This window comes from Candidatus Brevundimonas colombiensis (assembly GCA_029202665.1).
Taxonomy (GTDB): Bacteria; Pseudomonadota; Alphaproteobacteria; order Caulobacterales; family Caulobacteraceae; genus Brevundimonas; species Brevundimonas colombiensis.
Genome location: CP119326.1, coordinates 1,526,180 through 1,548,747, shown reverse-complemented (window position 1 = coordinate 1,548,747; position 22,568 = coordinate 1,526,180). Strand labels below are relative to the sequence as shown.

The 22,568-nt window shown below is 68.8% G+C and carries 24 protein-coding genes; 14 read left to right on the top strand and 10 right to left on the bottom strand.

Going from position 1 to position 22,568, the window contains the following annotated elements:
• Positions 1-99: 99 nt before the first annotated feature.
• Positions 100-1,305, bottom strand: a complete 1,206-nt coding sequence (locus P0Y50_07370) for an FAD-dependent oxidoreductase (protein ID WEK41419.1) — start codon at positions 1,303-1,305, stop codon at positions 100-102.
• A gap of 141 nt (positions 1,306-1,446) precedes the next feature.
• On the opposite strand from P0Y50_07370, the gene P0Y50_07365 reads away from it, so the two are divergent.
• The 13 genes from P0Y50_07365 to P0Y50_07305 all read left to right on the top strand — a co-directional run bounded on the left by P0Y50_07365 (position 1,447) and on the right by P0Y50_07305 (position 13,729).
• On the top strand, positions 1,447-1,731 hold the full coding sequence (locus P0Y50_07365; GenBank protein ID WEK41418.1) for a YerC/YecD family TrpR-related protein: 285 nt from the start codon (positions 1,447-1,449) through the stop codon (positions 1,729-1,731).
• A gap of 10 nt (positions 1,732-1,741) precedes the next feature.
• Positions 1,742-2,623, top strand: a complete 882-nt coding sequence (gene hisG / locus P0Y50_07360; GenBank protein ID WEK41417.1) for an ATP phosphoribosyltransferase — start codon at positions 1,742-1,744, stop codon at positions 2,621-2,623.
• Complete coding sequence (gene hisD / locus P0Y50_07355) at positions 2,623-3,954, top strand: histidinol dehydrogenase (GenBank protein ID WEK41416.1); 1,332 nt, start codon at positions 2,623-2,625, stop codon at positions 3,952-3,954. Before hisG ends, hisD begins: the two co-directional genes overlap by 1 nt.
• Positions 3,951-5,375 (top strand): imidazoleglycerol-phosphate dehydratase HisB, encoded by a 1,425-nt coding sequence (gene hisB / locus P0Y50_07350; protein WEK41415.1) that lies wholly within the window; start codon positions 3,951-3,953, stop codon positions 5,373-5,375. The genes hisD and hisB overlap by 4 nt, the downstream gene beginning before the upstream one ends.
• Positions 5,372-5,974: an imidazole glycerol phosphate synthase subunit HisH gene (gene hisH, locus P0Y50_07345; GenBank protein ID WEK41414.1), complete on the top strand. Its 603-nt coding sequence runs from the start codon at positions 5,372-5,374 to the stop codon at positions 5,972-5,974. Before hisB ends, hisH begins: the two co-directional genes overlap by 4 nt.
• Entirely contained in the window at positions 5,968-6,699 is a 732-nt protein-coding gene (gene hisA / locus P0Y50_07340; protein ID WEK41413.1) for a 1-(5-phosphoribosyl)-5-[(5-phosphoribosylamino)methylideneamino]imidazole-4-carboxamide isomerase, read from the top strand. Before hisH ends, hisA begins: the two co-directional genes overlap by 7 nt.
• Positions 6,696-7,463: an imidazole glycerol phosphate synthase subunit HisF gene (gene hisF, locus P0Y50_07335; protein WEK41412.1), complete on the top strand. Its 768-nt coding sequence runs from the start codon at positions 6,696-6,698 to the stop codon at positions 7,461-7,463. The genes hisA and hisF overlap by 4 nt, the downstream gene beginning before the upstream one ends.
• A gap of 142 nt (positions 7,464-7,605) precedes the next feature.
• Positions 7,606-8,235, top strand: coding sequence for a bifunctional phosphoribosyl-AMP cyclohydrolase/phosphoribosyl-ATP diphosphatase HisIE (gene hisIE, locus P0Y50_07330; protein ID WEK41411.1), 630 nt, complete (start codon positions 7,606-7,608; stop codon positions 8,233-8,235).
• Positions 8,236-8,277: 42 nt separating this feature from the next.
• Positions 8,278-9,738: a glucose-6-phosphate dehydrogenase gene (zwf, locus tag P0Y50_07325; protein ID WEK41410.1), complete on the top strand. Its 1,461-nt coding sequence runs from the start codon at positions 8,278-8,280 to the stop codon at positions 9,736-9,738.
• The gene (gene pgl / locus P0Y50_07320) at positions 9,731-10,447 is read left to right on the top strand and encodes a 6-phosphogluconolactonase (protein ID WEK41409.1); all 717 of its coding nucleotides are present in this window, start codon (positions 9,731-9,733) and stop codon (positions 10,445-10,447) included. Before zwf ends, pgl begins: the two co-directional genes overlap by 8 nt.
• Positions 10,447-12,351, top strand: a complete 1,905-nt coding sequence (edd, locus tag P0Y50_07315) for a phosphogluconate dehydratase (GenBank protein WEK41408.1) — start codon at positions 10,447-10,449, stop codon at positions 12,349-12,351. The genes pgl and edd overlap by 1 nt, the downstream gene beginning before the upstream one ends.
• A gap of 31 nt (positions 12,352-12,382) precedes the next feature.
• Positions 12,383-13,354 carry a glucokinase gene (glk, locus tag P0Y50_07310; GenBank protein ID WEK41407.1) on the top strand — a complete coding sequence of 324 codons (972 nt, stop codon included), beginning with the start codon at positions 12,383-12,385 and terminating at the stop codon, positions 13,352-13,354.
• Positions 13,355-13,426: 72 nt separating this feature from the next.
• Positions 13,427-13,729, top strand: a complete 303-nt coding sequence (locus P0Y50_07305; protein WEK41406.1) for a hypothetical protein — start codon at positions 13,427-13,429, stop codon at positions 13,727-13,729.
• 67 nt (positions 13,730-13,796) lie between these two features.
• On the opposite strand, the gene P0Y50_07300 is transcribed toward P0Y50_07305, so the two are convergent.
• The 4 genes from P0Y50_07300 to P0Y50_07285 form a co-directional block, all read right to left on the bottom strand.
• Entirely contained in the window at positions 13,797-14,162 is a 366-nt protein-coding gene (locus P0Y50_07300) for a hypothetical protein (GenBank protein ID WEK41405.1), read from the bottom strand.
• Entirely contained in the window at positions 14,159-15,454 is a 1,296-nt protein-coding gene (hmgA, locus tag P0Y50_07295; protein ID WEK41404.1) for a homogentisate 1,2-dioxygenase, read from the bottom strand. Before hmgA ends, P0Y50_07300 begins: the two co-directional genes overlap by 4 nt.
• Positions 15,455-15,524: 70 nt before the next feature.
• Positions 15,525-15,782, bottom strand: coding sequence for an Lrp/AsnC ligand binding domain-containing protein (locus tag P0Y50_07290; protein ID WEK41403.1), 258 nt, complete (start codon positions 15,780-15,782; stop codon positions 15,525-15,527).
• A gap of 72 nt (positions 15,783-15,854) precedes the next feature.
• Positions 15,855-16,367 (bottom strand): GNAT family N-acetyltransferase, encoded by a 513-nt coding sequence (locus tag P0Y50_07285; GenBank protein ID WEK41402.1) that lies wholly within the window; start codon positions 16,365-16,367, stop codon positions 15,855-15,857.
• Between the two features lie 208 nt (positions 16,368-16,575).
• Here P0Y50_07285 and P0Y50_07280 point away from each other — a divergent pair, with 208 nt between their 5' ends.
• Positions 16,576-17,253: a bifunctional 4-hydroxy-2-oxoglutarate aldolase/2-dehydro-3-deoxy-phosphogluconate aldolase gene (locus P0Y50_07280; protein ID WEK41401.1), complete on the top strand. Its 678-nt coding sequence runs from the start codon at positions 16,576-16,578 to the stop codon at positions 17,251-17,253.
• A 5-nt stretch (positions 17,254-17,258) separates the two neighbouring features.
• Here P0Y50_07280 and P0Y50_07275 read toward each other — a convergent pair whose 3' ends face one another.
• The 5 genes from P0Y50_07275 to P0Y50_07255 form a co-directional block, all read right to left on the bottom strand.
• The gene (locus P0Y50_07275; protein WEK41400.1) at positions 17,259-17,813 is read right to left on the bottom strand and encodes a periplasmic heavy metal sensor; all 555 of its coding nucleotides are present in this window, start codon (positions 17,811-17,813) and stop codon (positions 17,259-17,261) included.
• Positions 17,810-18,217, bottom strand: coding sequence for a hypothetical protein (locus P0Y50_07270; protein ID WEK41399.1), 408 nt, complete (start codon positions 18,215-18,217; stop codon positions 17,810-17,812). The genes P0Y50_07275 and P0Y50_07270 overlap by 4 nt, the downstream gene beginning before the upstream one ends.
• Positions 18,214-18,789: an RNA polymerase sigma factor gene (locus tag P0Y50_07265; protein WEK41398.1), complete on the bottom strand. Its 576-nt coding sequence runs from the start codon at positions 18,787-18,789 to the stop codon at positions 18,214-18,216. Before P0Y50_07265 ends, P0Y50_07270 begins: the two co-directional genes overlap by 4 nt.
• 66 nt (positions 18,790-18,855) lie before the next feature.
• Entirely contained in the window at positions 18,856-19,506 is a 651-nt protein-coding gene (locus P0Y50_07260) for an EF-hand domain-containing protein (protein ID WEK41397.1), read from the bottom strand.
• 46 nt (positions 19,507-19,552) lie between these two features.
• Positions 19,553-22,477: a bifunctional [glutamine synthetase] adenylyltransferase/[glutamine synthetase]-adenylyl-L-tyrosine phosphorylase gene (locus tag P0Y50_07255; GenBank protein ID WEK41396.1), complete on the bottom strand. Its 2,925-nt coding sequence runs from the start codon at positions 22,475-22,477 to the stop codon at positions 19,553-19,555.
• Between the last annotated feature and the right edge of the window lie 91 nt (positions 22,478-22,568).

Genomic DNA, 22,568 nt, shown 5'->3' with positions numbered 1-22,568 from the left:
GAAGAAACCACAGAGTGAGGGCCTCGGAACGGAAAGCGCAACAGTTTTGTTGCACTGCGGCGACGACGTCTTCTCCCCGCTTCGCGGGGGCGGAGACGATCAGGCGGCGACCGCCTTCATCGACACCGCCATGTCCGCCAGTCTGTCCGCGTCAACGGGCGTCGCCTTGGCGATCAGCTGCTTGCCGGCCATGAACTCGGGCGGCGCATTCACCGCCTCGACGCAGACGATGCGGTTTCCGGCCAGATGGAACACCGCAAAGCTTCCGGCGGCTGGATCGCCGCGCACCACCTGACCATCCGCCTCGAACGGCAGGCCGGCGATCTGCAGCTTGTAATCATACTGGTCTGACCAGAACCACGGCACCTCGGGCGAGGGCCCGGGCCGTCCGACGATGGCGGCGGCCGCCTGTTTGGCCTGTTCAAGCGCATTGGGCACGCTCTCCAGCCGATGATGCACCCCGCCATGGACGGGGATCGGACGGCGCGTCATGTCGCCGACGGCGAAGATGGCGGGATCGCTGGTCCGCGCCTGATCGTCCACCACCACCCCGTCGTCGCACCGCAGGCCCGCCGAGCGGGGCAGGCCGTCGCAGGCCAGGGCGCCGACCCCGACCAGCACCGCATCGGCCTGAACCACCGTTCCGTCCGCCAGGGTCACGCCGTCCCGCGCCACGGCGACCACTTCGGCCGCCGTCAGGATTTCGACGCCGCGCGCCCGGTGCTGCGCGGTATAGAAGGTCGACAGGGTTTCCGACGCCACCCGCGCCAGCACGCGCGGCGCCCGTTCGATGACGATGGCGTCCGCCCCCAGGGCGCGGGCGGACGCCGCCGCCTCCAGCCCGACATAGCCGCCCCCGACCACCGCCAGACGCCGGCCCGGCCCCAGCACGGCCTTCAAACGTTCGGCGTCCTTCAGCGTCCGCAACTCCAGCAGATCGGGATGATCGCCGCCCGGAACCGGCAGTTTGCGCGCCGTCGATCCGGTCGCCAGCACCAGGACGTCATAGGTCTCGGACGATCCGTCATGGAAGGCGACGGTCTTGGCTTCCGGGTCGATGGACACCGCGACGGTCGAGGGCCGGAAGTCGATGTTCTGCTCGGCGTAGAAACTCAACGGCCGCAGCAGAAGCCCGTCCAGATCCGCCTCCCCCTTCAGCCACGCCTTGGACAGGGGCGGACGCTGATACGGCGGCGCAACCTCCTGACCCGCCAGAACGATCGGCCCCTCATGTCCATATTGCCGAAGAAAGGCCGCGACGGAGCCGCCCGCGTGTCCCGCGCCGATGATGAGAACCTTGGTCATGGAATCCATTTAAAGCGACGAGTGACGAGTGGCGAGTGGCGGGCACGGAACAGTCGTCCAGTTTTCCTCGACACTGATCACTCGCCACTCGCCACTAACCTCCCCTTGACCGTTCCACTGTTACAGCATAATGGAACGCGCATGACGACCCCGCCCGCCCGCGCCGCCCTCTATGACGCCCTGCTGTCGATGCAGACGCATGGGGAGATCGACGCCTTCCTCGCCGACCTCTGCACGCCCGCCGAACTGCGCGCCTTCGCCGAACGATGGCAGGTCGCGCGTCTGCTGGACGCTGGGGGCAAGTCCTATCGCGAGATCGCGGCCGAGGCCCATGCCAGCCCAACCACCGTCGTCCGCGTCGCCCGTTATCTGAAAGACATGCCGCATCAGGGATACCGCATCGCCCTGGACCGGCTGAAAAACTGAGAATCCGAACATGAGCACTGTCCAGGGTCGGCTCCGCATCGCCGTCCAGAAATCCGGCCGTCTGGCCGACCGCAGCCTGGACCTGATCCGGGACGCGGGCCTGAAATGGGTCAAGGGGCACAACGATCTGCTGTACCGGGTCGAGAACTACCCCATCGACCTGCTGCGCGTTCGCGACGACGACATCCCCACCTTCGTGGCCGACGGGGTCTGCGACCTCGGCATCGTCGGCGAGAATGTGCTGGAGGAAGGCAGGAACGGCGGGGCGAACGCCTCCATCGTCATGCCGCTGGGCTTCGGCCGCTGCACCCTGAAGATCGCCACGCCGCCGAGCCTGGCCTATGACGGCCCGGCCTCGCTGGAGGGCCTGCGCATCGCCACCTCCTATCCCAAGATCCTGCGTCGCTTCCTGGACGAGCGCGGGGTTCAGGCCGACATCGTCGTCATGCGCGGCGCCGTCGAAGTCGCGCCCCGGCTGAAACTGGCCGCCGCCATCTGCGACCTGGTCTCGACCGGCGCCACGCTGGAGGCCAACGGCCTGGGGGCCAAGGACACGGTGCTGGAAAGTCAGGCCGTGCTGATCCAGTCGCCGACCGCGCCCGAGCCGGGCCTGCAGCCCCTGCTGGACAGCATCATCGAACGGATGGCGGGCGTGGTGTCCTCGCAGGGCGCCAAATACGTCATGCTGAACGCGCCGCGTTCGGCATTGGATCAGATCACCGCCATCCTGCCGGGCGCCGGTTCGCCCACCGTCATGCCCCTGATGGGTCGCGATGATGCGGTCGCCGTCCACGCCGTCTGCCAGGAAGCTGTCTTCTGGGAGACGCTGGAGAAGCTGAAGGCCGCCGGCGCCTCGGCCATTCTGGTCCTGCCCATCGAGAAGATGATGTGATGAGCGACCTGTTCAAACGCATCGACTGGTCGTCCCTCGACGCCGCCGGAAAAAAGGCCGCTCTGGCCCGCCCGACGCAACGCACGGCGGGCGACGTGACCGAGGTGGTCCGCACCATCCTGGACGACGTGCGGATGCGCGGCGGCGCGGCCGTCACCGACTGGTGTCTCAAGCTGGACAAGGCCCCGCCGCGCCGCATCGCCATCACCGAACAGGCGGTGGCTGAGGCCCGCAACGCCCTGCCCCCCGGCGACGTGCGCGCCCTGCGGATGGCGGCCGACAACATCCGCGTCTTCCACCAGGCGACCCGGCCGGAAGACACCCCCTTCGTCGAGACCACGCCCGGCGTGCGCTCCAAACTGGCATGGCGGCCTATCGCTTCGGCGGGCCTTTATGTCCCGGGCGGCACGGCGCCGCTGTTCTCGTCCCTGTTGATGCTGGCCATCCCGGCCGGGGTCGCAGGCGTGGGCGAGCGGATCGCCGTCACCCCGCCGGACAAGGATGGCGGCGTCCACCCCGCCATGATCCTGGCCGCCGCAGAGGCCGATCTGGACGCCCTGTGGCTGATGGGCGGGGCGCAGGCCATCGCCGCCCTGACCTTCGGCGCCGAACTGGAGGACGGGATCATCCCGCCCTGCGACAAGCTGTTCGGACCGGGCAACGCCTATGTCGCCGAGGCCAAGAAACAGGCGTCCGCCTTAAGTCGTTTCGGTGGGGGTGGCCCCGCTGTCGACATGCCCGCCGGGCCGTCCGAGTTGATGGTCATTGTCGACCGCGACGCCGCGCCCGAGATCGTCGCCGCCGACCTGCTCAGCCAGGCCGAACATGACGCCGACGCCCAGGTTCTGCTGGTCTCCACCAGCCGCGCCACCATCGACTACATCCTGACCGAGGTTGAGGTTCAGGTCGCCACCCTTCCGCGCGAAACCATCGCCCGCGCCTCGTTGCAGGAGGCCCGCGCCATCCTGGTCCGCGATCTGGAGGTCGCCGCCGAAGTCGCCAATCTGTATGGTCCAGAACACCTGGCGATCCAGATCGACGATCCCGAAGCCCTGGTCGATTCGATCAACGCCGCCGGAGCCGTCTTCGTCGGTCGGTTCGCCGCCGAGACCCTGGGCGACTACGCCGCCGGTCCCAGCCACGTCCTGCCGACCGACGGCGGGGCCAGGACCCTGGGCGGGGTGACCACCGCCAGCTTCATGACCACCATGTCGGTGCAACGGGTCACCGAGGCCGGGGCCCGCGCCCTGGCCCCCATCGCCGCCCGTCTGGCCCGGATGGAGGGGCTGGAGGCCCACGCCCGCGCCGCCGATCTGAGGGCCGAGGGATGAGCCTGCCCGCCCCCTATCCTCCGCTGGTCTCCGGCGGCGAGGGTCTGGATCGTTATCCCGGCGACGCCCAGGCGTTGGCCGCCCGCATGGCGGCGATCTATGCCACGCCGGTCGAGACCGTTCTGCCCGTTCGCGGCCTGACCCACGGGCTGGAGCTGGCCTGGCGCCTTGCCGCCCGCGACGGCGGTTCGGTCAAGGCGCCCAAGGCCGATCCCTATGACAGTCTGAGCGCCATCTATCCGGCGAAGGGCGATCCCGCCGTCGTCGTCATCCGCGCCCTCGGCTCACCTGAAGCCGTCGCCGAAATGGCCGCCCGCGTCGCCCCCGCCCTGCTGGTCGTGGACGAGGGGCTGATCGAGTTTTCCGACAGCGCATCCGCCGTGACCGTCGTCGCGGACCAGCCGAATCTGGTCGTCCTGCGCAGCCTGTCGCTGGCCTATGGGCTGGCGGGCGCGCGGGTCGGGGCGGCCATCGCCCAGCCCCAGACGCTGGCCCGGCTGGCGTCGGTGCTGGAACCCTACGCCCTGCCCGAACCGCTGGTGCGGCTGGCGCAGCAGGCGCTGGACCCGTCGCGGATGATCGAGACGGCGGAACGCATCGCCGCCGTCCGGCGCGAGCGTGAGCGGGTCGCCCGCGAGTTGGGTCGCCTGACGCCCGTCGAACCCGGCGTCGGCCCCATCATCCTGACGCGGCCGGAAGACCCGGCGGCGGCGCTGGCGGGTCTGAAAGCCTATGGCGTCGAGGGCGAAATGTCCGGCGACCGTCTGCGCCTGCCCGTCTCGATCAAGCCCGAGGTCAACGACCGGCTGCTGGCCGCCTTCGGCCTGACGCCCGCCAAGCGTCGTCCGTCCCGCGTGGGTCAGGCCGTGCGCGACACCAAGGAGACCCGCATCGTCTGCGCCGTCGATCTGGACGCGCCCGGCCCGGTGAAGATCGAAACCGGCGTCGGTTTCTTCGATCACATGCTGGAGCAGATCGCGGCCCACGGCGGCTTCTCGCTACGGCTGCAATGCGAGGGCGACCTGCACACCGACCCGCACCACACCATCGAGGACAGCGCCATCGCCCTGGGCCAGGCGCTGAAACAGGCGCTGGGCGAACGGAAAGGCATCGCCCGCTACGGCTTCGTCCTGCCGATGGACGAGGCCAATGCGACCGTCTCCATCGACCTGTCCGGGCGCCCCTATCCGCTGTTCGAGGGGACGTTCGAGACCCCCTATATCGGCGAATACCGCACCGACCTGACGGCCCACGTCTTCCGGTCTCTGGCCGAGGCCATGGGCGCCGCCGTCCACATCAAGGTCACGGGCCAGGACGACCACCACAAGACCGAGGCCGTCTATAAAGCCTTCGGCCGCGCCCTGCGCCAGGCCATCCGCGTCGAGGGCGACGCCGTGCCTTCCACCAAGGGGGTGCTGTGACCCAGGTCGCCGTCATCGCCTATGGCGCGGGCAATGTCGCGTCGGTTCAGTTCGCGCTGGAACGGCTGAGCGCGACCGTGCGCCTGACCGCCGATCCGGCCGAGATCGCTGAGGCCGAACGGGTCATCCTGCCCGGCGTCGGGGCGGCGGGCTACGCCATGTCGCGTCTGGCCGAGCTGGACCTGATCGAACCCTTGCGCGCCTTCGAACGCCCCCTGCTGGGCGTCTGTCTGGGCCAGCAACTGCTGTTCGAACGCAGCGACGAGGGTGAGGACGTCGAGATGCTGGGCCTCATCCCCGGCACGGTGAAGCGGCTGGAACCTGAGGGCGCCCTGCCCGTGCCGCACATGGGCTGGAGCCGTCTGACGCGCGACCGCGACGATCCGCTGCTGGAGGGTGTCGCCGACGGCGCCTACGCCTATTTCGTCCACGGCTTCGTCTGCCCGGATGGGCCGGCGACCCTGGCCCGCGCCGACTATGGCGGGCCGGTTCCGGCCATGGTGCGATCCGCCAACCGCTGGGGCTGCCAGTTCCACCCCGAGCGCTCGGCCGAGGCCGGAGCCGTAATCCTCAAGAATTTCCTGAGCCTGCCATGCTGATCTATCCCGCCATCGACCTGAAGGACGGCGTCTGCGTGCGCCTGATGCACGGCCGGTTCGATCAGGTGACCCGATATGACGAACAGCCAGCGGCCCGCCTGACCGCCTTCGTTGCGGAAGGCGCCGAATGGATTCACGTCGTCGATCTGGACGGGGCTGAGGCAGGGCAGGCCATGCAGCACCAACTGATCGGCGAACTGGCCAAGGCCATCGATGTCAGGATCCAGTCCGGCGGCGGCGTTCGCAGTCGCGACGACGTATCCAAGCTGCTGGCCTCGGGCGTGGACCGCGTGGTGATCGGATCCCTGGCCGTGACACGGCCGGACGAGGTCGCCGAATGGCTGGCTGACTTCGGACCGGAAAGGATCACCCTGGCGCTGGACGTCAAGATCGAAGACGGCGTGCCCGTGCCCGCGCTGAAGGGCTGGACCCAGTCGTCGGGCGTCGATCTGTGGACCGCGCTGGACCGCTATCCCAAGGGGACCGCCAAACACATACTGGTCACCGACGTGGGCCGGGACGGCGCCCTGACCGGCCCCAATCTGGAGCTTCTGGCCGAAATCCGTCGTCGCCGCCCCGATCTGGTGCTTCAGGCCTCGGGCGGGGTGTCGTCGCTGGACGATCTGGCGGCGGTCAAGGCGCTGGGCTGCAACGGGGCCATCGTGGGCCGCGCCCTGTACGAGAACCGTTTCACCCTGACCGAAGCCATCGCGGCCGCCGCATGACCGCCCGCCGGATAATTCCCTGCCTGGACGTCAAGGACGGCCGGGTCGTCAAGGGCGTGAAGTTCGTGGGCCACGCCGACATGGGCGACGCCGCCGAACTGGCCGCGCGCTATCGTGACGAGGGCGCCGACGAACTGGTCTTCTATGACATCACGGCCAGCCCGCAGGGTCGGACGCTGGACTATGGCTGGATCAGGGATATCGCCCGGTTGCTGGACATCCCCTTCTGTGTCGCGGGCGGCATCCGCAGCGTGGAGCAGGCCTCCCGCTGTCTGGACCACGGGGCGGACAAGGTGTCGATCAACTCTCCCGCGCTGGAACGGCCCGAACTGATCGCCGAAATGGCCGAACGACTGGGGTCGCAATGCGTCGTCGTCGGCGTCGACAGCCGCCTGGAAGACGGCGAATGGGTGGTCCACAAATACACCGGCGATCCCGATGCGCGCCGCCATGCGGGCAAGCGGACGCTGGACTGGCTGGATCAGGCGCAAGCGCTGGGCGCGGGCGAGATCGTGCTGAACTGCATCGATCAGGACGGGGTGCGTCAGGGCTATGACGTGGCGCAATTGTCGGCGGCCCGCGCACGACTGACCATCCCCCTGATCGCATCAGGCGGCGCGGGCGCCCCCCAGCATTTCCGCGACGTGTTCGAACAGGCGGATGTATCGGGCGCCCTGGCCGCCAGCGTCTTCCACACCGGCGCCATCGCCATACCGGACCTGAAACTATACCTGGCCGACGAAGGCTTGGAGATGCGGATATGATGTCAAGTCTCCGCTCATCCCCGCGAATGCGGGGACCCAGCGCTTTGGGCGGTCATCGTCGCCGATCCGGCGCAGATCTCCATCCAACACCCGTCAGACAAGAGAACTGGGTCCCCGCGTTGGCGGGGGTGAGCGAAAACAAATGATCGATCCCGACTCCATCGACTTCGAAAAAGGGAACGGCCTTGTTCCCGTCGTCGTGCAGGACGCCGCAACCCTGCAGGTGCTGACCCTGGCCTATATGGATCGCGTCGCGCTGGACGAGACGATCCAGTCGGGCGAGGCCACCTTCTTCTCACGCTCGCGCGGGGGGCGATGGAGAAAGGGCGAAACCTCGGGCGACCGGCTGCATGTCGTGGGCATCATGCCCGACTGCGACAACGACGCCCTGGTTTTGTCGGTTCGACCCGTCGGCGACGCCTGCCACCTGCACCGCACCAGTTGTTTCGGCGACGCCGATGCGCCGGGTCTGGGCCGCATCGCCCGGCTGGAGCGGACTATCGCCGAACGCGCCGCCACAGATTCGTCCGAAAGCTGGACCGCCAGACTGATCGCCGAAGGCCCCAAACGCATCGCCCAGAAGGTCGGCGAAGAGGGCGTCGAGACCGCCTTGGCGGGCGTCGCTGGCCCGGACGAGGAACTCGCCAGCGAGGCTGCGGATTTGATCTATCACCTGCTCGTTCTTCTCCATGCCCGTAACATGGTGTTTCAGGACGTGCTGGATGTGTTGGCCTCGCGCGCCGAAGCGGGCAAAGGCCAACCTGCACCTTAACGGCGTCGGTCCCACAAAGCGGGATCGCTGAAGGGAAATTTCATGGCGGCACTTATTCTGTTCGGCGGCGGCGGCGATCTGGCGATGCGCATGTTGCTGCCGTCGCTGTATTTCCTGGAACACGACGGCCTGCTGCCAGAGGGGCTGAAGATCATCGGCGCCGCACGTTCGGAAGAGAGCGCCGACGACTATGTCGCCAAGGTCCACGACGCCGTGAAGACCAAGGCCGAGGCCGACAAGGCGTGGGACGAGGACAGCTGGGCGCGGATGAAGGCGCGACTGGACTATCTGGCCGTGGACGCCACATCGGCCGACAGTCTGAAGCCGCTGAAGGACAAGGTCGGCGACGGCGAGGTCACGTCCTTCCTGGCGGTGTCGCCGTCGCTCTACGCCCGCATCGTCACCGCCATGAAGGCGGCGGGTCTGGCCGAAAAGAATTGCCGCATCGTTCTGGAGAAGCCGGTCGGGCGCGACCTGAAATCCTTCCTGGAAATCGACGACGCCGTGGCCCACGCCTTCAGCGAGAACCAGGTGTTCCGCATCGACCACTATTTGGGCAAGGAGACGGTGCAGAACCTGATCGCCCTGAGGTTCGGCAACACCATCTTCGAGCCGCTGTGGAACAATCTGTCGATCGACCACGTCCAGATCACCATCGGCGAGACCGTGGGCGTCGGCGACCGCTGGCCCTATTACGACGAATACGGCGCCCTGCGGGACATGCTGCAGAACCATATGCTGCAGCTGCTGTGCCTGGTGGCGATGGAGCCGCCCAGCGACCTGGACCCGGATTCGGTGCGCAATGAAAAGGTCAAGGTGCTGCGCTCGCTGCGTCCGATCACCCCCGATGAGGCCGAGCGCGTCACCGCGCGCGGCCAGTACGTCGCCGGGACCAGCGAGGGCAAGCCGGCCAAGGGCTATGACGAGGAGCGGGGCCAGGATTCGGATACCGAGACCTTCGTCGCCATTCGCGCCGACATCGACAACTGGCGCTGGGCCGGCGTGCCCTTCTTCATGCGGACCGGCAAACGCCTGCCCGAGAAGCGCACCGAGATCGTCATCCAGTTCAAGCCCGTGCCCCACTCCATCTTCGACCGCGACGATCGCGGAGAGGTCAAGGCCAACCGCATGATCATCGAGTTGCAGCCCGAGGAAGACATCTCCCTGACTGTGATGAACAAGCGCCCCGGCCTGGATCGCCGAATGCAGCTTCAGCCGATCAAGATGAGCCTGTCGTGGGGGGTAGATGGCAAGGGCGACGCCCCGCCGCGCCGCCGCATCGCCTATGAGCGTTTGCTGCTGGATGCGATGGCGGGCGATTCCACCCTGTTCGTGCGCCGCGACGAGGCGGAACAGGCCTGGAAATGGGTGGACGAGGTGTCCGAGGCCTGGGCCGAATCGGGCTTGAAACCCGACGAATACGTCGCCGGAACCTGGGGTCCCGACAGCGCCGACATGCTGATGATGCGGACAGGGCGCGACTGGAACACGACCGATGTCTGAGACACCCGCCATCGAAACCTTCGCCGGCGTCGACGCCTGGGCCGAGGCCATCGCCTCGCGTCTGAGCGAGACCCTGGCGACCGCCTTGCGCGACAAGGGCGCGGCCCTGTTCGCGGGGCCGGGTGGTTCGACCCCCGCCCGCGTCTATCGCCGGCTGGCGACGACCGACCTGGACTGGTCCAAGGTCGCTGTTACCCTGGTGGACGAGCGCTACGTCCCCGAAACCTCGCCGGAGTCCAATGCCCGTCTGATCCGCGACGTGCTGTTGCAGGACAAGGCGGCCTCCGCACGGTTCATCCCCCTCTATACGCCCGAGGTGACGGTGGACCGGGCCGCCATGGTCGCGGCCCATGCGCTGGCCGCGGCGGGCGGGCGGTTTGACGCGGTCCTGCTCGGCATGGGCGAGGACGGCCATATCTGCTCCATGTTCCCTGAAAGCCCGACGCTGAAGACCCTGCTGACGCCGACGCTGAAACCGACGGTTCTAGGCGTGCCCCACGGGCGCGACGGCATGGCGCCGACCATCGAACGCCTGTCGATCAACCTGCCCTATCTGATGTCGGCCGGTCGGGTGATCCTGGGTCTGAAGGGCGCCGCCAAGCGCCGGGTGTTCGAAGACCAGGCCCAGGGCGATCCCAAGATCCAGCCCATCGCCGCCCTGATCGCCGCTGGCGTTCCCCTCGAAGTTCTGTGGACGGAGGAAGGCTAATGGCGCTTCACCCCACCGTGGCGGCCGTCACCGCCCGCATCGTCGAAAAAAGCCGCGAGACCCGCGCCGACTATATCCGTCGCATGGACGCCGCCCGCGACAGCGGGACGGGCCGAGCCAAACTGTCCTGCGCCAACTGGGCCCACGCCTTCGCGGGCCAGACCGTCGCGGACAAGCTCACCGCGATGGACGGGTCCAAGCCGAACCTGGGCATCGTCACCGCCTATAACGACATGCTGTCGGCCCACCAGCCGTTCGAGCGTTTCCCCGACGTGGTGCGCGCGGCCGTGCGCGAGGTCGGCGCCACGGCGCAGGTGGCGGGCGGAACCCCCGCCATGTGCGACGGCGTGACCCAGGGTCGTCCGGGCATGGAGTTGTCGCTGTTCAGCCGCGACGTCATCGCCATGTCGACCGGCGTGGCCCTGACCCACGACGCCTTCGACGCCGGCCTGATGCTGGGCGTCTGCGACAAGATCGTGCCCGGCCTGTTCATGGGCGCCCTGGCGTTCGGACACCTGCCCGTCGTCTTCGCCCCCGCCGGCCCCATGCCGTCGGGCATCCCCAATGCGGAAAAGGCTCGCGTCCGCGCCGAATACGCCCAGAACAAGGTCGATCGTCAGACCCTGCTGGAAAGCGAGATCGGCAGCTATCACTCGCCCGGCACCTGCACCTTCTACGGCACGGCCAACTCCAACCAGATGATGATGGAGCTGGGCGGGTTGCACATGCCCTCCACCGCCTTCGTCCACCCCGACACCGGCCTGCGCGACGCCCTGACGGCGGCGGCGGCGAAACGGGCGGTCGAACTGGCCCGCAGCGGCGAATGCCGCATGGCCGACGTCATCGACGAGAAATCCATCGTCAATATGATCGTGGCCCTGCTGGCCACCGGCGGATCGACCAACCACGCCATCCACCTGGTCGCCATGGCGCGGGCGGCGGGGGTGCTGATCGACTGGACCGACATGGACGAGCTGTCCTCGGTCACGCCGCTCTTGGCGCGGGTCTATCCCAACGGTTCGGCCGATGTGAACGCCTTCCAGGCCGCCGGCGGCGTCGCCTTCATCGCGCGTGAGCTAGCGATGGCGGGCAATATCCACACCGACGTCACCACCATCATGGGCCCTCCTGAAAAAGGCGGGGGGATCGAAGCCTATTTCCAGGAACCGTCGATGGTGGACGGGGAACTGGTCTGGCGCGACGGCGTCAGCGAAAGCCTGGACCGCGATATCCTGCGCCCCGCCTCCGACCCGTTCGACCATGAAGGCGGCCTGCGTCTGGTCAAGGGCGACCTGGGCCGGGCGGTCATCAAGATCTCGGCCGTGAAGCCCGAGAACCGCATCGTCGAAGCGCCCGCCGCCGTCTTCGAAACCCAGGAAGACGCGCTGCAAGCCTTCAAGGACGGCAAGCTGTTCCGCGACGTGGTCGTGGTCCTGCGCTTCCAGGGGCCGAAGGCCAACGGCATGCCCGAACTGCACAGCCTGTCGCCCGCCCTGTCGGTCATTCAGGACAAGGGGTTCAAGGTCGCCTTCGTCACCGACGGCCGCATGTCGGGCGCCAGCGGCAAGACGCCCGCCGCCATCCACGTCTCGCCCGAAGCCCTAGCGGGCGGTCCCTTGGCCCATGTGAAGGACGGCGACATCATCCGTCTGGACGCCGAGGCCGGGGTGCTGACCACCGTCGGGATCGCCGACCTGACCGCCCGACCGGCCGCCGCACGCACGCCCGCCATCGCCCAGGGCTCGTCCTGGGGCTATGGCCGTGAACTGTTCGGCGCCTTCCGCCACGTGGTCACGACGGCCGAGCATGGGGCCACCGTCTGTTTCGCCCTGCCCAGCGCAAGCAACGGCCACGACGACACGCCGCCCAACCCCAACTTCGTCGACCGGACCGTGGACGCCTGATCCACCGAACCGACCGCAGGAAACGCCTGAAATGAATGACAAGACCCTTCTCGTCGGCGACGTCGGCGGCACCAACGCCCGCTTCGCCCTGGCCCGCATGGTGGACGGCCAGCCCGTGCTGGACCATCACGATAGCTTCCCGGCCGAGACCTATCCGACCTTCCTGGAGGGCGTCGCCGCCTTCATCGACGGCTGCGAGGTCAAGCCGACCGGCGGCGTGATCGCCGTCGCCGGTCCCGTCACCGACGGCGCCATCGACCTGACCAACTCGCCTTGGCAGGTGTCCGAGAGCGAACTGCAGACGCTGGGCCTGAAGCCGGTCAAGCTGATAAACGATTTCGAGGCCCTCGCCTGGGGCGCGCCCGTGGTCCCGGCGGACCAGTTGGAAAGCCTGGGCGGGCCGGTCGATGGCGATCCGCATTCGACCGTGGCGGTGCTGGGCCCGGGCACCGGCTTCGGCGTCGCGGCCCTGGTGCGCGACGCCCACAGCAAGGAAATGGCCATGCCGTCCGAGGGCGGCCACGCCTGTTTCCCGCCCGGCGATCCGGTCGAGGACGAGATTCTGCGTATCCTGCGCCGCCGCTATGATCGCGTCTCCATCGAACGGCTGATCTGCGGGCCGGGCCTTTTGAACATGCACCGCGCTCTGGCAGAGATCGACGGGCGTGAGACACATGTGGATGATCCGGCCGAGATCACCAAGACGGCTCTTGCCGATCCGAACAGCCCCTGCGGCGCGACCCTGGCCCGCTTCTGCGCCATTCTGGGCGCGGTCGCAGGCGACATCGCCCTGACCACCGGGGCGCGCGGCGGCGTCTATATCGCCGGCGGCATCGTTCCGCGCATCCTGCCCTTCATCAAGGCCAGCCCCTTCCGCCAGCGGTTCGAGCGCAAGGGCCGGTTCAAGGACTATATGTCCGAGATTCCGACCAAGGTGATCATGCACAAACACGCGGCCCTGCTGGGCGCCGCCCGCGTCGCCTTCGCCGAGTCCGGACAATAATTTATCACGGCGGTGTGAACCCTTCGTGAGGCGTGGCGTTTTTCTGGTCCAACAAGCTTTGGAGGAAGTCTCGTGAAAAAACTTGTCGTAACCGCTGCCGCCCTGTTCGCCGTCGCCGGTCTTGCCGCCTGCCAGAAGCCCGCCGAAAAGGCCGCTGACTCACAGGCCGACGCCATCCATGCTCAGGGCGACGCCACCGCTGACAGCCTGAACGCCCAGGCCGACGCCACTGTCGCCCAAGGCGAGGCCAACGCCGACGCCGCCAAGGCCGAAGCAGAGCGTCAGGCCGAAGCGCTGAAGCAGCAAGCCGACCAGACGCAGGCCGCAGCCGACAACCGCGCCGGCGCGGTCAAGGACGCCGCTCAGGGACATTAAGCCCCGAAGCGATGCAAGAAGCCCCCGCTGGAAACAGCGGGGGCTTTTTCATGCGTCTTGGCGCGTGTCAGTCCACGCAGAGCGTCGGGCCGGCCTTGCCGTCCGTGACCGTGGCGTGGCAGCCGAAGCGGTCGCTGGTCGCCTGGCAGACCCCCGCGGTCGCCGCTCCCGCCGCCATGCCCGTATTGCCCTCGACGCGGCAATCGCCCTGGCACTGGGCGCCGTCGGTGCAGCGCTTGCCCGCGTCGGCATAGCTGATCACGCACTGCCAGGACTGCAGCCGTCCGACCTGTTTCATCGTCCCGCCGCGCGTGGCGCAGGCCGAGGCTTCGGCGCTCTGCATCGGCGCGTCGGAACCCGCGCCCGTCGTGGTCTGCGGCGTGCAGGCGGCCGCCAGAAGCGCTGCGGCGGCGATCGTCGACATGCGGATCATGAAACCTGTCCCTTGGCGAACCCCGACCAGACGTCGTCGTAGTCCAGCTGCATCTGGGGTGATTCCGACGCCCATTTCGTGACGCGGATCGGCGCGCGGGTCTCGAACATGAAGGCCAGGGTGTTCTCGATCTTGTGGGGCTTCAACTCGGCCTTGATCGCGCCCTCGTAGCTGGCCTGATCCGGGCCGTGTCCGCTCATCCGGTTGTGCAGCGACGCTCCGCCCGGCGCAAAACCGCCCGCCTTGGCGTCATAGGCGCCGGTCACCAGCCCCATGAACTCGCTCATCACGTTCCGGTGGAACCACGGCGGACGGAAGGTGTGTTCGGCCACCATCCAGCGGGGCGGGAAGATGACGAAGTCGATGTTGGCCGTGCCCGGCGTCTCCGAAGGGCTGGTCAGGACGGTGAAGATCGACGGGTCCGGGTGATCGTAGCTGACGGTGTTGATCGTGTTGAACCGCGCCGTGTCATAGCGGCAGGGCGCCAGATTGCCGTGCCAGGCCACGACGTCCAGCGGGCTGTGATCGAACGTCGTGGCCCACAGACGACCGCCGTATTTCTGGACGCACTGGGTCGGACGATCCACGTCCTCATAGGCCGCGACGGGCGTGTCGAAATCGCGCGGATTGGCCAGGCCGTTCGCGCCGATGGGGCCCAGGTCCGGCAGGCGGAACGGACTGCCATAGTTCTCGCAGACATAGCCCCGCGCCGGCCCCTCGACCTCCACGCGGAACCGCACGCCGCGCGGGATCAGGACGACATGGCCGGGCTGGGCCTCGATCACCCCCATCTCGGTGACGAAACGGTGCGCGCCCTCCTGCGGCACGATCAGCAGTTCGCCGTCGGCGTCATAGAAGACGCGGCCTGTCATCGAGCGGTTGGCGACATACAGATGGACGCCCGCGCCCGCCCCGGCGTCCGGCTCTCCATTTCCGCCATAGGTCGTCAGCCCCTCGACCCAGTCGGTCGGGGTTTCGGGGATCGGCAGCGGGTCCCAGCGCATCCGGTTGGGATTGGGCGGCGTCTCGTCGAACGGGCCTGAGCGAACGCGTCCCTGGTCAAAGGCGACATAGGGGCCATGCTGGGCCGAGGGCCGCAGGCGATAAAGCCAGCTTCGGCGGTTCTCGGCGCGCGGGGCGGTGAAGGCCGTGCCGGACAGCTGTTCGGCGTACAGGCCCATCGGCGTCTTCTGCGGCGAATTCTGGCCTTCCGGCAGGGCGCCGGGCGCGGCCTCGGTCGCGAAATGATTGCCGAAGCCGGTCATATAGGCGGGCGCGTTGGATCGCGTCATGGCGTGTCTCCCTTTGACGCCCGGTTTAGCCCTCGCGCACGCCAGCGTCACCCTTTCGCACCAGCGGCCATCAGCCTCTGGACGGCAGGAAGGGCGAGAAGGTGATGACGGTGAAGGTGTCGCGCACGTGCGGGCGCGTCTGAACCTGTTTGGTCACGAAGGTTCCGATGTCGGCCTCTCGCGGCAGGTTGAACTTGGCCAACAGATCATGCTGGCCCGAGGTGGAATAGACCTCTGACACGTTCTCCACATTGTCCACGATGTCGGCCGCCACGTCGTTGGCGTAGCCCAGCTCGCATTTGATGAAGACAAAGATGGCGGTCATCATGGCCGTAGCCTTCCTGAAGTTTGGACGCCTTCTAGCCGATGGCGACCGCCGCCGAAACGCCGAAGGCCCCGATCAGCGCAGCCGCTTGCTGACCCAGACCAGGGTGGGATCGTCCTCGACCGGAGCGACGTCGAATCCCATGTCGTTTTCGACCTGCAGAGCGGCGTGGTTGGCGCGGTCCTCCAGCGATTCCACCACCGCATAGCCGCGCGAACGCGCCTCGGCCACCAGCCGTTCCAACAGGGTCCAGCCGATCCCCTGCCCCTTCAGGTCACCGCGCAGCAGGATGGCGGCCTCGGCCCGTTCACCCGCCGCATCGCCGGCCAGGACGGCGGTCGCGGCAATGGCCCCGTCCTCGCCCCAGGCGATCAGGCTCTCGCCATCCGCCGACGGCTTTTCGATCAGGGCCAGAAGCTGGTCGTGACCCGGCGTTCCCAGGGTGGAGAGGAAACGGAACCGCATATCCTCAGGCGTCACCTTGGCGAAGAAGGCGGCCAGGGCGCGCTCGTCCTCGCCGCGCGCCGCGCGGACCTCCAGGCGCAAACCTGTGCGGGTGACGAGCCGTTCGCGATCAAGCAGGGTCATGGGCTTCTCCTTCGAGCCGACCCTGGACCGTTCGGGGCGTCCGCGCCTTGACCTCGATCAAGACCGGCGGATGAAACAATATGTTCCGTCGCTTCACGGCGAAGCCGGCGCGCAAGGCTTTGGCCCGGACCGCCGGTGGGCTAAGCAGAAAGCTGACAGGCCGCCTCTCGACCCCCGGCCCATTCGACCCGCCGACAGGAGACAGACCATGGCCCACGATCGCGTCAGCGTGCTTCAGGCGCTTGAGACCCAGGGCGTCTGCCCCGTCTTCTATCATCCCGATCCCGAGGTCAGCCTGAACGTCATCCGGGCCTGCGCGCGCGGGGGCGCGCCGGTGGTGGAGTTCACCAATCGCGGCGACTTCGCCTGCGACCTGTTCGGCGAGATCAATCGCGAACTGATCAGGACCGATCCGCACATCGTGTTGGGCATCGGTTCGGTGGTCGATAGCGGCACGGCGGCCCTCTATCTGAACCGGGGCGCGCGTTTCGTGGTCAGCCCGTGCCTGGTCCCCGACGTGGCCAAGGTCTGCAACCGGCGCATGGTCGCCTATTTCCCCGGCTGCGGTTCGGTGACGGACATCGGCGAGGCCCACGAACTGGGCTGCGATATCGTCAAACTGTTCCCCGGATCGTCGGTCGGCGGACCGGACTTCGTCAAGGCGGTCAAGGGGCCGATGCCCTGGGTCAAGATCATGCCGACCGGCGGCGTCGATCCCGACGAAGGCTCCATCGCCAAATGGTTCGGCGCCGGCATCGTGGCGGCGGGCATGGGCTCGAAACTGGTGACGGACGCAGCGGTCAAGGCCGGCGACTGGACCGCTATCGAGACCTCGGTGCGCGCCGCCGTGGACGCCGTCGCGGCCTTCCGCGCGAAGGCCGCCTAACGCTTTCAGCGGGCGGAATGGTCGATTCGGGCCGGGGCGGCGCCGTCCTGGGTGCGCGTTTCGGGGCTGCGCGCTTCGGGACCGTCGTGACGCGCGGCGTCGCGACGGGCGCCGCCCTTGCGCTGCAGCAGGGGCGTCATCGCCTTGCGTTCTTCGGGCGTCAGGGTCGCCAGCAGCGCCACCGCCCCCCTCTCCAACCGCTGGCGGCCGCGCATCTCGGCGTCGCGGGACTGCTCCAGCAAAGCCTGGACACGCGGCGCGTCCAGCGTCGGCTGACCGGCGACGGCGATGGCCTCGCGTCGCGCCGCCCGCGCCGCCTCGAAATCGGGCCGGGCCGTCAGGGCGGTTTCACGCAGGGTCGCGCGCACGCGCTGGCGCACGGCGGGGTCCAGCCCGGCCAGCACATCGGCCAACGGCCCTTCGCGGCCGCCCCGGCGCTGCTCCTCGATCCGGCGTTCGATCTTGTCGCGGCCGACGATATAGGTCACGCCCCCCGCCACGGCGAACAGGTTCAGCGCCACCGACACGGCCAGGGCGATCTTCAGCGTCTTGTTCGTCATCCCAGAACCTCGGTGTCGTCCACCCCGGTCAGGGCCGATTGATAGAGCACCGCGTCCGCACGCGCATCGGCGGTCAGATGGCTGGTCAGGCCGACGCCCGCCACAACGCCGGCGCAGGCCGCCGCCGCCCATCCGGCCCCCAGATACCAGACCGCCTGACGCCACCAGCCTCTCGCCCTCGGCCGGGGGGCCGCGGCAAGGATGCGCGCCGCCAACCCAGCCGACGGGACCGGGGTCGGCGCCGCATCCAGCAAGGCGTCCAGCGCCGCAGCCTGGTCCAGCACGCCCCGCAAGGACGGATCGGCGGCCAACAGGCTTTCGGCGAAGGCGCGCTGGTCCGCCGGCCAGCGACGCAGGTCCGCGCCATAGGCGTCCGCCAGGGCCTGCAACCGTTCCGCCTTCATCGTCCGTCTCCCTTAGTCGCGCCCACCGGCGCCATATCCGAAAGCGCCTGACGCAATGCGCGACGAGCGCGCGACAACAAACTCTCCAGCGCCTCGACGCTGATCTCCATCAGGGCGGCCGCCTCGATATTGGACAGCTCCTGATAATGGCACAGCACGATGGCCTCGCGCTGGCGGTCCGGCAGCCGCTTCAGGGCCGCCGTCACCCGCGCGCCGGTCTCGGCGGCCAGAAGTCCCCGATCCGGCGCCGGTCCTTCGTCCGGCCGATCCGGCGGCGCATCGGTCGGGATTTCGCGACGACGCCTCAGCCGGTCGTAACAGAGGTTCAGCGCCACCCGGTGCAGCCAGGTGTCGAACCGCGCCTGGCCCGGCCGCCATTTCGGGGCCTGTCGCCACGCCCTCAGCATGGCCTCCTGCGCCACATCCTCGGCCTCGACAGCGTCGCCCAGCATCCGCTGCGCCAGGGCCAGGATGCGCGGCAGCTTGCGCGCGACCAACGCCTGCGACGCCGCCGGGTCGCCCTGACCCACGCGGCGCACCAGATCCTCGTCGGGGTCGACGATCGCGACCAAATCCGCCTCTTCCGCTGCTGACGAAAGGGACCGATTCGTCCATGACGGCCGACCCCGACACCGTTCTTACTCCGAAGCCGGAGCCGGGCTAGCGGCTTGTGGCGCCGGACGCCCGGCCTGACGCTGGGCACGGCGGGCCTGACGTTCCGCGCGGTGGGCGGTCATGGCGGCGCGGCGCTCGGCGGGCGAGATCACGCCGTCGTGGTCCGCGTCCATCTTGTCGAACCGTTCGCCCAATTTGGCGGCGACCTCCGAGATCACCACCGGACCGCGTTCGCGACCGTCACGACCGGGACCGCGCATGGCGTGACGCGGACCGCCGCGACGACCTTCGCGGGCGCCGGCGGGTTGGACGTGCGGGCCGCGATCGGGACGCGCGGCGTGGCCGGCGTCGAACTCGGCGCGGCTGATGGAGCCGTCGCCATTGGCGTCCAGCTTGGCGAAGCGTGCGTCAGCATGTGCCGCGCGCCGGGCCTGCATCGCCGCTTGGCGTTCCTCGACGCTGATCGTCCCGTCGCGGTTCGTATCCAGGGCCGTCAGGCGGGCGACACGCGCATCGACGAACTCGGCGCGGGTGATCTGGCGGTTCGGCTCGCCCCTCGCGTGATGCGGCGCAGGCGCCCCGGCCGGCGGCGCAGGCGGGGTTTGAGCCGTCGCGGCGCCGGCGCTGACAGCCAGAGCGATGGCGCCCAGGCCGGTCAGAAAGGTCTTTCTCATCTCGATCATCTCCTTGGGCCGCACGCGGCGGCCTGAAATCGCCCTGTCAGGAGATTGAACGCTGCGTCTCCGAATCTCCGTCGCGACCCGCCGGAACCACCCGTTCGAAGGCCTTGCGGGCGCGGGCGCGCAGGTCCGTCAGTTCGGTCTTCAACGTCTCGAAGTCTGGCGCGCCCGCCGCCTCGGCCAGACGCAGCTGGAAGACCGACGGCTCCGCCTCGGGATCGACCCGACCCTCGAAGGCGGCGGCCAGCAGATGGGCCAGCCGCTGCTGCACCCGCCACGCCTCGGCCAGGACCGGATCGTCGTGCAGCGCCTCCAGCGTCGACAGAGTCAGCGGCTGGCCGGCGGCGGCGGCCTGAAGCTGGCGGAACTGGGCCGCGAACTCTGCGTCCACCTGTCCGCCGGGCGACAGCTTCAGGTCCCAGAAGCCGTGCGGACGACGCTCGCGGTCCATCAGGCCGCGCATCTTGCGCACGTCGGCGGCGACATCGACGCCGGGACGCGGACGGCGCAACGCCGCCTCGATGGCCGCCGAGACGCGTTCGCCGAAGGCCGGATCGCTGGCCCAGACCACGCGGGCGCGGGTCAGGACCATGAACTCCCATGTCTCCGCCTCCTTGGCGTAATAGGCGTCGAACGCCGACAGGCGCACCGACACCGGCCCCTTCGATCCGGTGGGCCGCAGACGCATGTCGACCTCGTACAGCCCGCCTTCGGCCGTGTGCGCCGACAGCGCCGCGATCAGCCGCTGGGTGAAGCGGGCGTAGAAGACGTCGGCCGTCCAGTCTTTCAGGGTCGAGGTCGCCTCCGGCGGCGCCTCGTAAAGGGTCATCAGGTCCAGGTCGGACCCGGCCGTCATCTCGCGCGATCCGGCCTTGCCCAGCGCCACCACCGCGACCGCGCCCGGAAAATCGCCGCCCAGCCGCACCGTTTCGACCAGGGCCGCCGGCGACAGGGTCCGCATGGCCGCATCGGCCAGGGCGGCATAGGCCCGGCCGGCCGCCTCGGTCCCCGCCCGCCCGGTCAGGGCGTGGATGCCGATGCGGAACATCTGCTCGCGGTGCAGGCGACGCACCGCGTTCATGGCCCCCTCGAAATCCTCGGTCTCGCCCGCCTCGCGCAGGATTTGCTCGCTCAGGCCCATGTCATCGGACAGGTCGGTCAGGAAGCGCGCATCCAGCACCCCGTCCAGCGCCGCCGGCTGACGCCCCAGGGTGCGGGCTAGGCGCGGGGCGAAGGCCATGACGCCCAGGACCATTTCGAACAATCTGGGCTGGTTCAGGAACAAGGCCTGGACCTGCACCCCCGCCGCCAGACCCGAGAAGAAGACGGCGAACCGGCGAAAGGCGTCGTCGGGCGCGCCGGATCGCGCCACCGCCTCCAGCAGGCGCGGCGCCAGGCGGGTGAACAGTTCGCGGCCCCGCTCGGTGCGGGTCGCCGGGATGCGGCCGTGATGCCAGGCCCGGATGGTGTCGGCGACCGAGGCCGCCTCGGAAAACCCCATCCGTTTCAGGGTCTCCAGCGTCTCGGGATCGTTCTCGACGCCGGTGAAGACCAGGCTGCCATAGTGGGAATCCAGCTCCTCCCCGCCTTCGAACAGTTCGCCATAGCGCGTGTTCACCCTCGCCAGCAGGGCCTCGACATGGGCGTCGAAGGCCGCAAGGTCCGACCATCCGGCCAGGGCGGCGACGGCGGCGCGCCGTTCGGCGTCCTCGGGCAGGCGGTGCGTCTGTTCGTCGTCCAGCATCTGCACCCGATGCTCCAGCCCCCGCAGCTCGACATAGGCGGCCGACAGTTCGTCGGCGACGGCGGGGGGAATATGGCCGGCGGCGGCCAGGGCGTGGAGCGCCTCGATGGTTCGCGGCGTCCTCAGGGTCGGATCGCGGCCGGCCAGGATCAGTTGCTGGGTCTGGGCGTAGAACTCGATCTCGCGGATGCCGCCCCGCCCCAGCTTCAGATTGGCGCCCGCCGCCGCCAGGCCCTCGCCGGTCTTGTGGACGTGGATCTGTTTCTTGATCGACTGGATGTCCAGCACGGCGGCATAGTCCAGACTGCGCCGCCAGACGAAGGGTGTCAGCGCCTTCAGGAACCGTCCCGCCGCGCGAAGGTCGCCCAGCACCGGTCGCGCCTTGATGAAGGCCGCCCGTTCCCAATTCTGGCCGACGCTTTCGTAATAGGCCAGGGCCATGGGGGCGGCGACCACGGGCGGCGTCGACGAGGGATCGGGCCGCAGCCTGAGATCGACGCGGAACACATAGCCGTCGGCCGTCCGTTCGCTGAGCAGGGTGGCGATCCCCTTGCCGACGCGATTGGCGAAGTCCTGCATCTCCACCCCCTCGGCCAGGGCCAGGGTGGTCAGACGCGGCTCGAAGAAGAGCGAGATGTCGATGTCGGAGGAATAGTTCAGCTCGTCGGCGCCGTGCTTGCCCATGGCCACGCCGAACAGGCCGGGCACGGGGCCGCGCGAATCGTCGGGCGGCGAGACCAGCCGACCCCGCACCCGCTGCTCGGCGGCGACGGCGCGCAGGGCGGCGCGGCAGGCGGCGTCGGCGAACGACGACAGGGCGGCTGTGACCTGGTCCAGCCCCCACACGCCCCCCAGATCGGCTAGCGCCGTCAGCAGATGCAGATCGGCCTTCAGCACCCGCAAGGGCGCGCGCACGTCGTCGGGCTCGCCACCCAAGGCGTCGGTGTCGTTCAGGATGCGAGCCAAGCTCTCGGCCGGATCGACCTCCAGCAGGCGGCGCAGATGGGCGGGCCGCCGCCGCATAAGCCCAGCCAGATAGGGCGAGGCCCCGGCGACGGAAGCCAGGGCGGGCCAGGCGGCGGTCAGGGTTTCAGCCCAGCCGTCGGCTGTGGCAGCCTCGGTCAAGGCCTCATGCAGACGGTCGGCGGCGGCCGCGTTCGCGATGGGACCGGCAGGGGTGAGGGATCGGACCAAAGGGATCAGGGATTCGGTATCGGGCATCAAATCATCCGCTCATCCCGGCGAAAGCCGGGACCCAGTGCTTTCGTTCGGCAATGCGTTGGACCACGATCCAAAGCGCCCCCACAAGCCC

Excerpts from the sequence above, each read along its gene's own strand:
- P0Y50_07370 (WEK41419.1), bottom strand. The coding sequence starts at position 1,305 with ATGACCAAGGTTCTCATCATCGGCGCGGGACACGCGGGCGGCTCCGTC.
- P0Y50_07365 (WEK41418.1), top strand. The coding sequence starts at position 1,447 with ATGACGACCCCGCCCGCCCGCGCCGCCCTCTATGACGCCCTGCTGTCG.
- hisG (WEK41417.1), top strand. The coding sequence starts at position 1,742 with ATGAGCACTGTCCAGGGTCGGCTCCGCATCGCCGTCCAGAAATCCGGC.
- hisD (WEK41416.1), top strand. The coding sequence starts at position 2,623 with ATGAGCGACCTGTTCAAACGCATCGACTGGTCGTCCCTCGACGCCGCC.
- hisB (WEK41415.1), top strand. The coding sequence starts at position 3,951 with ATGAGCCTGCCCGCCCCCTATCCTCCGCTGGTCTCCGGCGGCGAGGGT.
- hisA (WEK41413.1), top strand. The coding sequence starts at position 5,968 with ATGCTGATCTATCCCGCCATCGACCTGAAGGACGGCGTCTGCGTGCGC.
- hisF (WEK41412.1), top strand. The coding sequence starts at position 6,696 with ATGACCGCCCGCCGGATAATTCCCTGCCTGGACGTCAAGGACGGCCGG.
- hisIE (WEK41411.1), top strand. The coding sequence starts at position 7,606 with ATGATCGATCCCGACTCCATCGACTTCGAAAAAGGGAACGGCCTTGTT.
- zwf (WEK41410.1), top strand. The coding sequence starts at position 8,278 with ATGGCGGCACTTATTCTGTTCGGCGGCGGCGGCGATCTGGCGATGCGC.
- pgl (WEK41409.1), top strand. The coding sequence starts at position 9,731 with ATGTCTGAGACACCCGCCATCGAAACCTTCGCCGGCGTCGACGCCTGG.
- edd (WEK41408.1), top strand. The coding sequence starts at position 10,447 with ATGGCGCTTCACCCCACCGTGGCGGCCGTCACCGCCCGCATCGTCGAA.
- glk (WEK41407.1), top strand. The coding sequence starts at position 12,383 with ATGAATGACAAGACCCTTCTCGTCGGCGACGTCGGCGGCACCAACGCC.
- P0Y50_07300 (WEK41405.1), bottom strand. The coding sequence starts at position 14,162 with ATGATCCGCATGTCGACGATCGCCGCCGCAGCGCTTCTGGCGGCCGCC.
- hmgA (WEK41404.1), bottom strand. The coding sequence starts at position 15,454 with ATGACGCGATCCAACGCGCCCGCCTATATGACCGGCTTCGGCAATCAT.
- P0Y50_07290 (WEK41403.1), bottom strand. The coding sequence starts at position 15,782 with ATGATGACCGCCATCTTTGTCTTCATCAAATGCGAGCTGGGCTACGCC.
- P0Y50_07285 (WEK41402.1), bottom strand. The coding sequence starts at position 16,367 with ATGACCCTGCTTGATCGCGAACGGCTCGTCACCCGCACAGGTTTGCGC.
- P0Y50_07280 (WEK41401.1), top strand. The coding sequence starts at position 16,576 with ATGGCCCACGATCGCGTCAGCGTGCTTCAGGCGCTTGAGACCCAGGGC.
- P0Y50_07275 (WEK41400.1), bottom strand. The coding sequence starts at position 17,813 with ATGACGAACAAGACGCTGAAGATCGCCCTGGCCGTGTCGGTGGCGCTG.
- P0Y50_07270 (WEK41399.1), bottom strand. The coding sequence starts at position 18,217 with ATGAAGGCGGAACGGTTGCAGGCCCTGGCGGACGCCTATGGCGCGGAC.
- P0Y50_07260 (WEK41397.1), bottom strand. The coding sequence starts at position 19,506 with ATGAGAAAGACCTTTCTGACCGGCCTGGGCGCCATCGCTCTGGCTGTC.
- P0Y50_07255 (WEK41396.1), bottom strand. The coding sequence starts at position 22,477 with ATGCCCGATACCGAATCCCTGATCCCTTTGGTCCGATCCCTCACCCCT.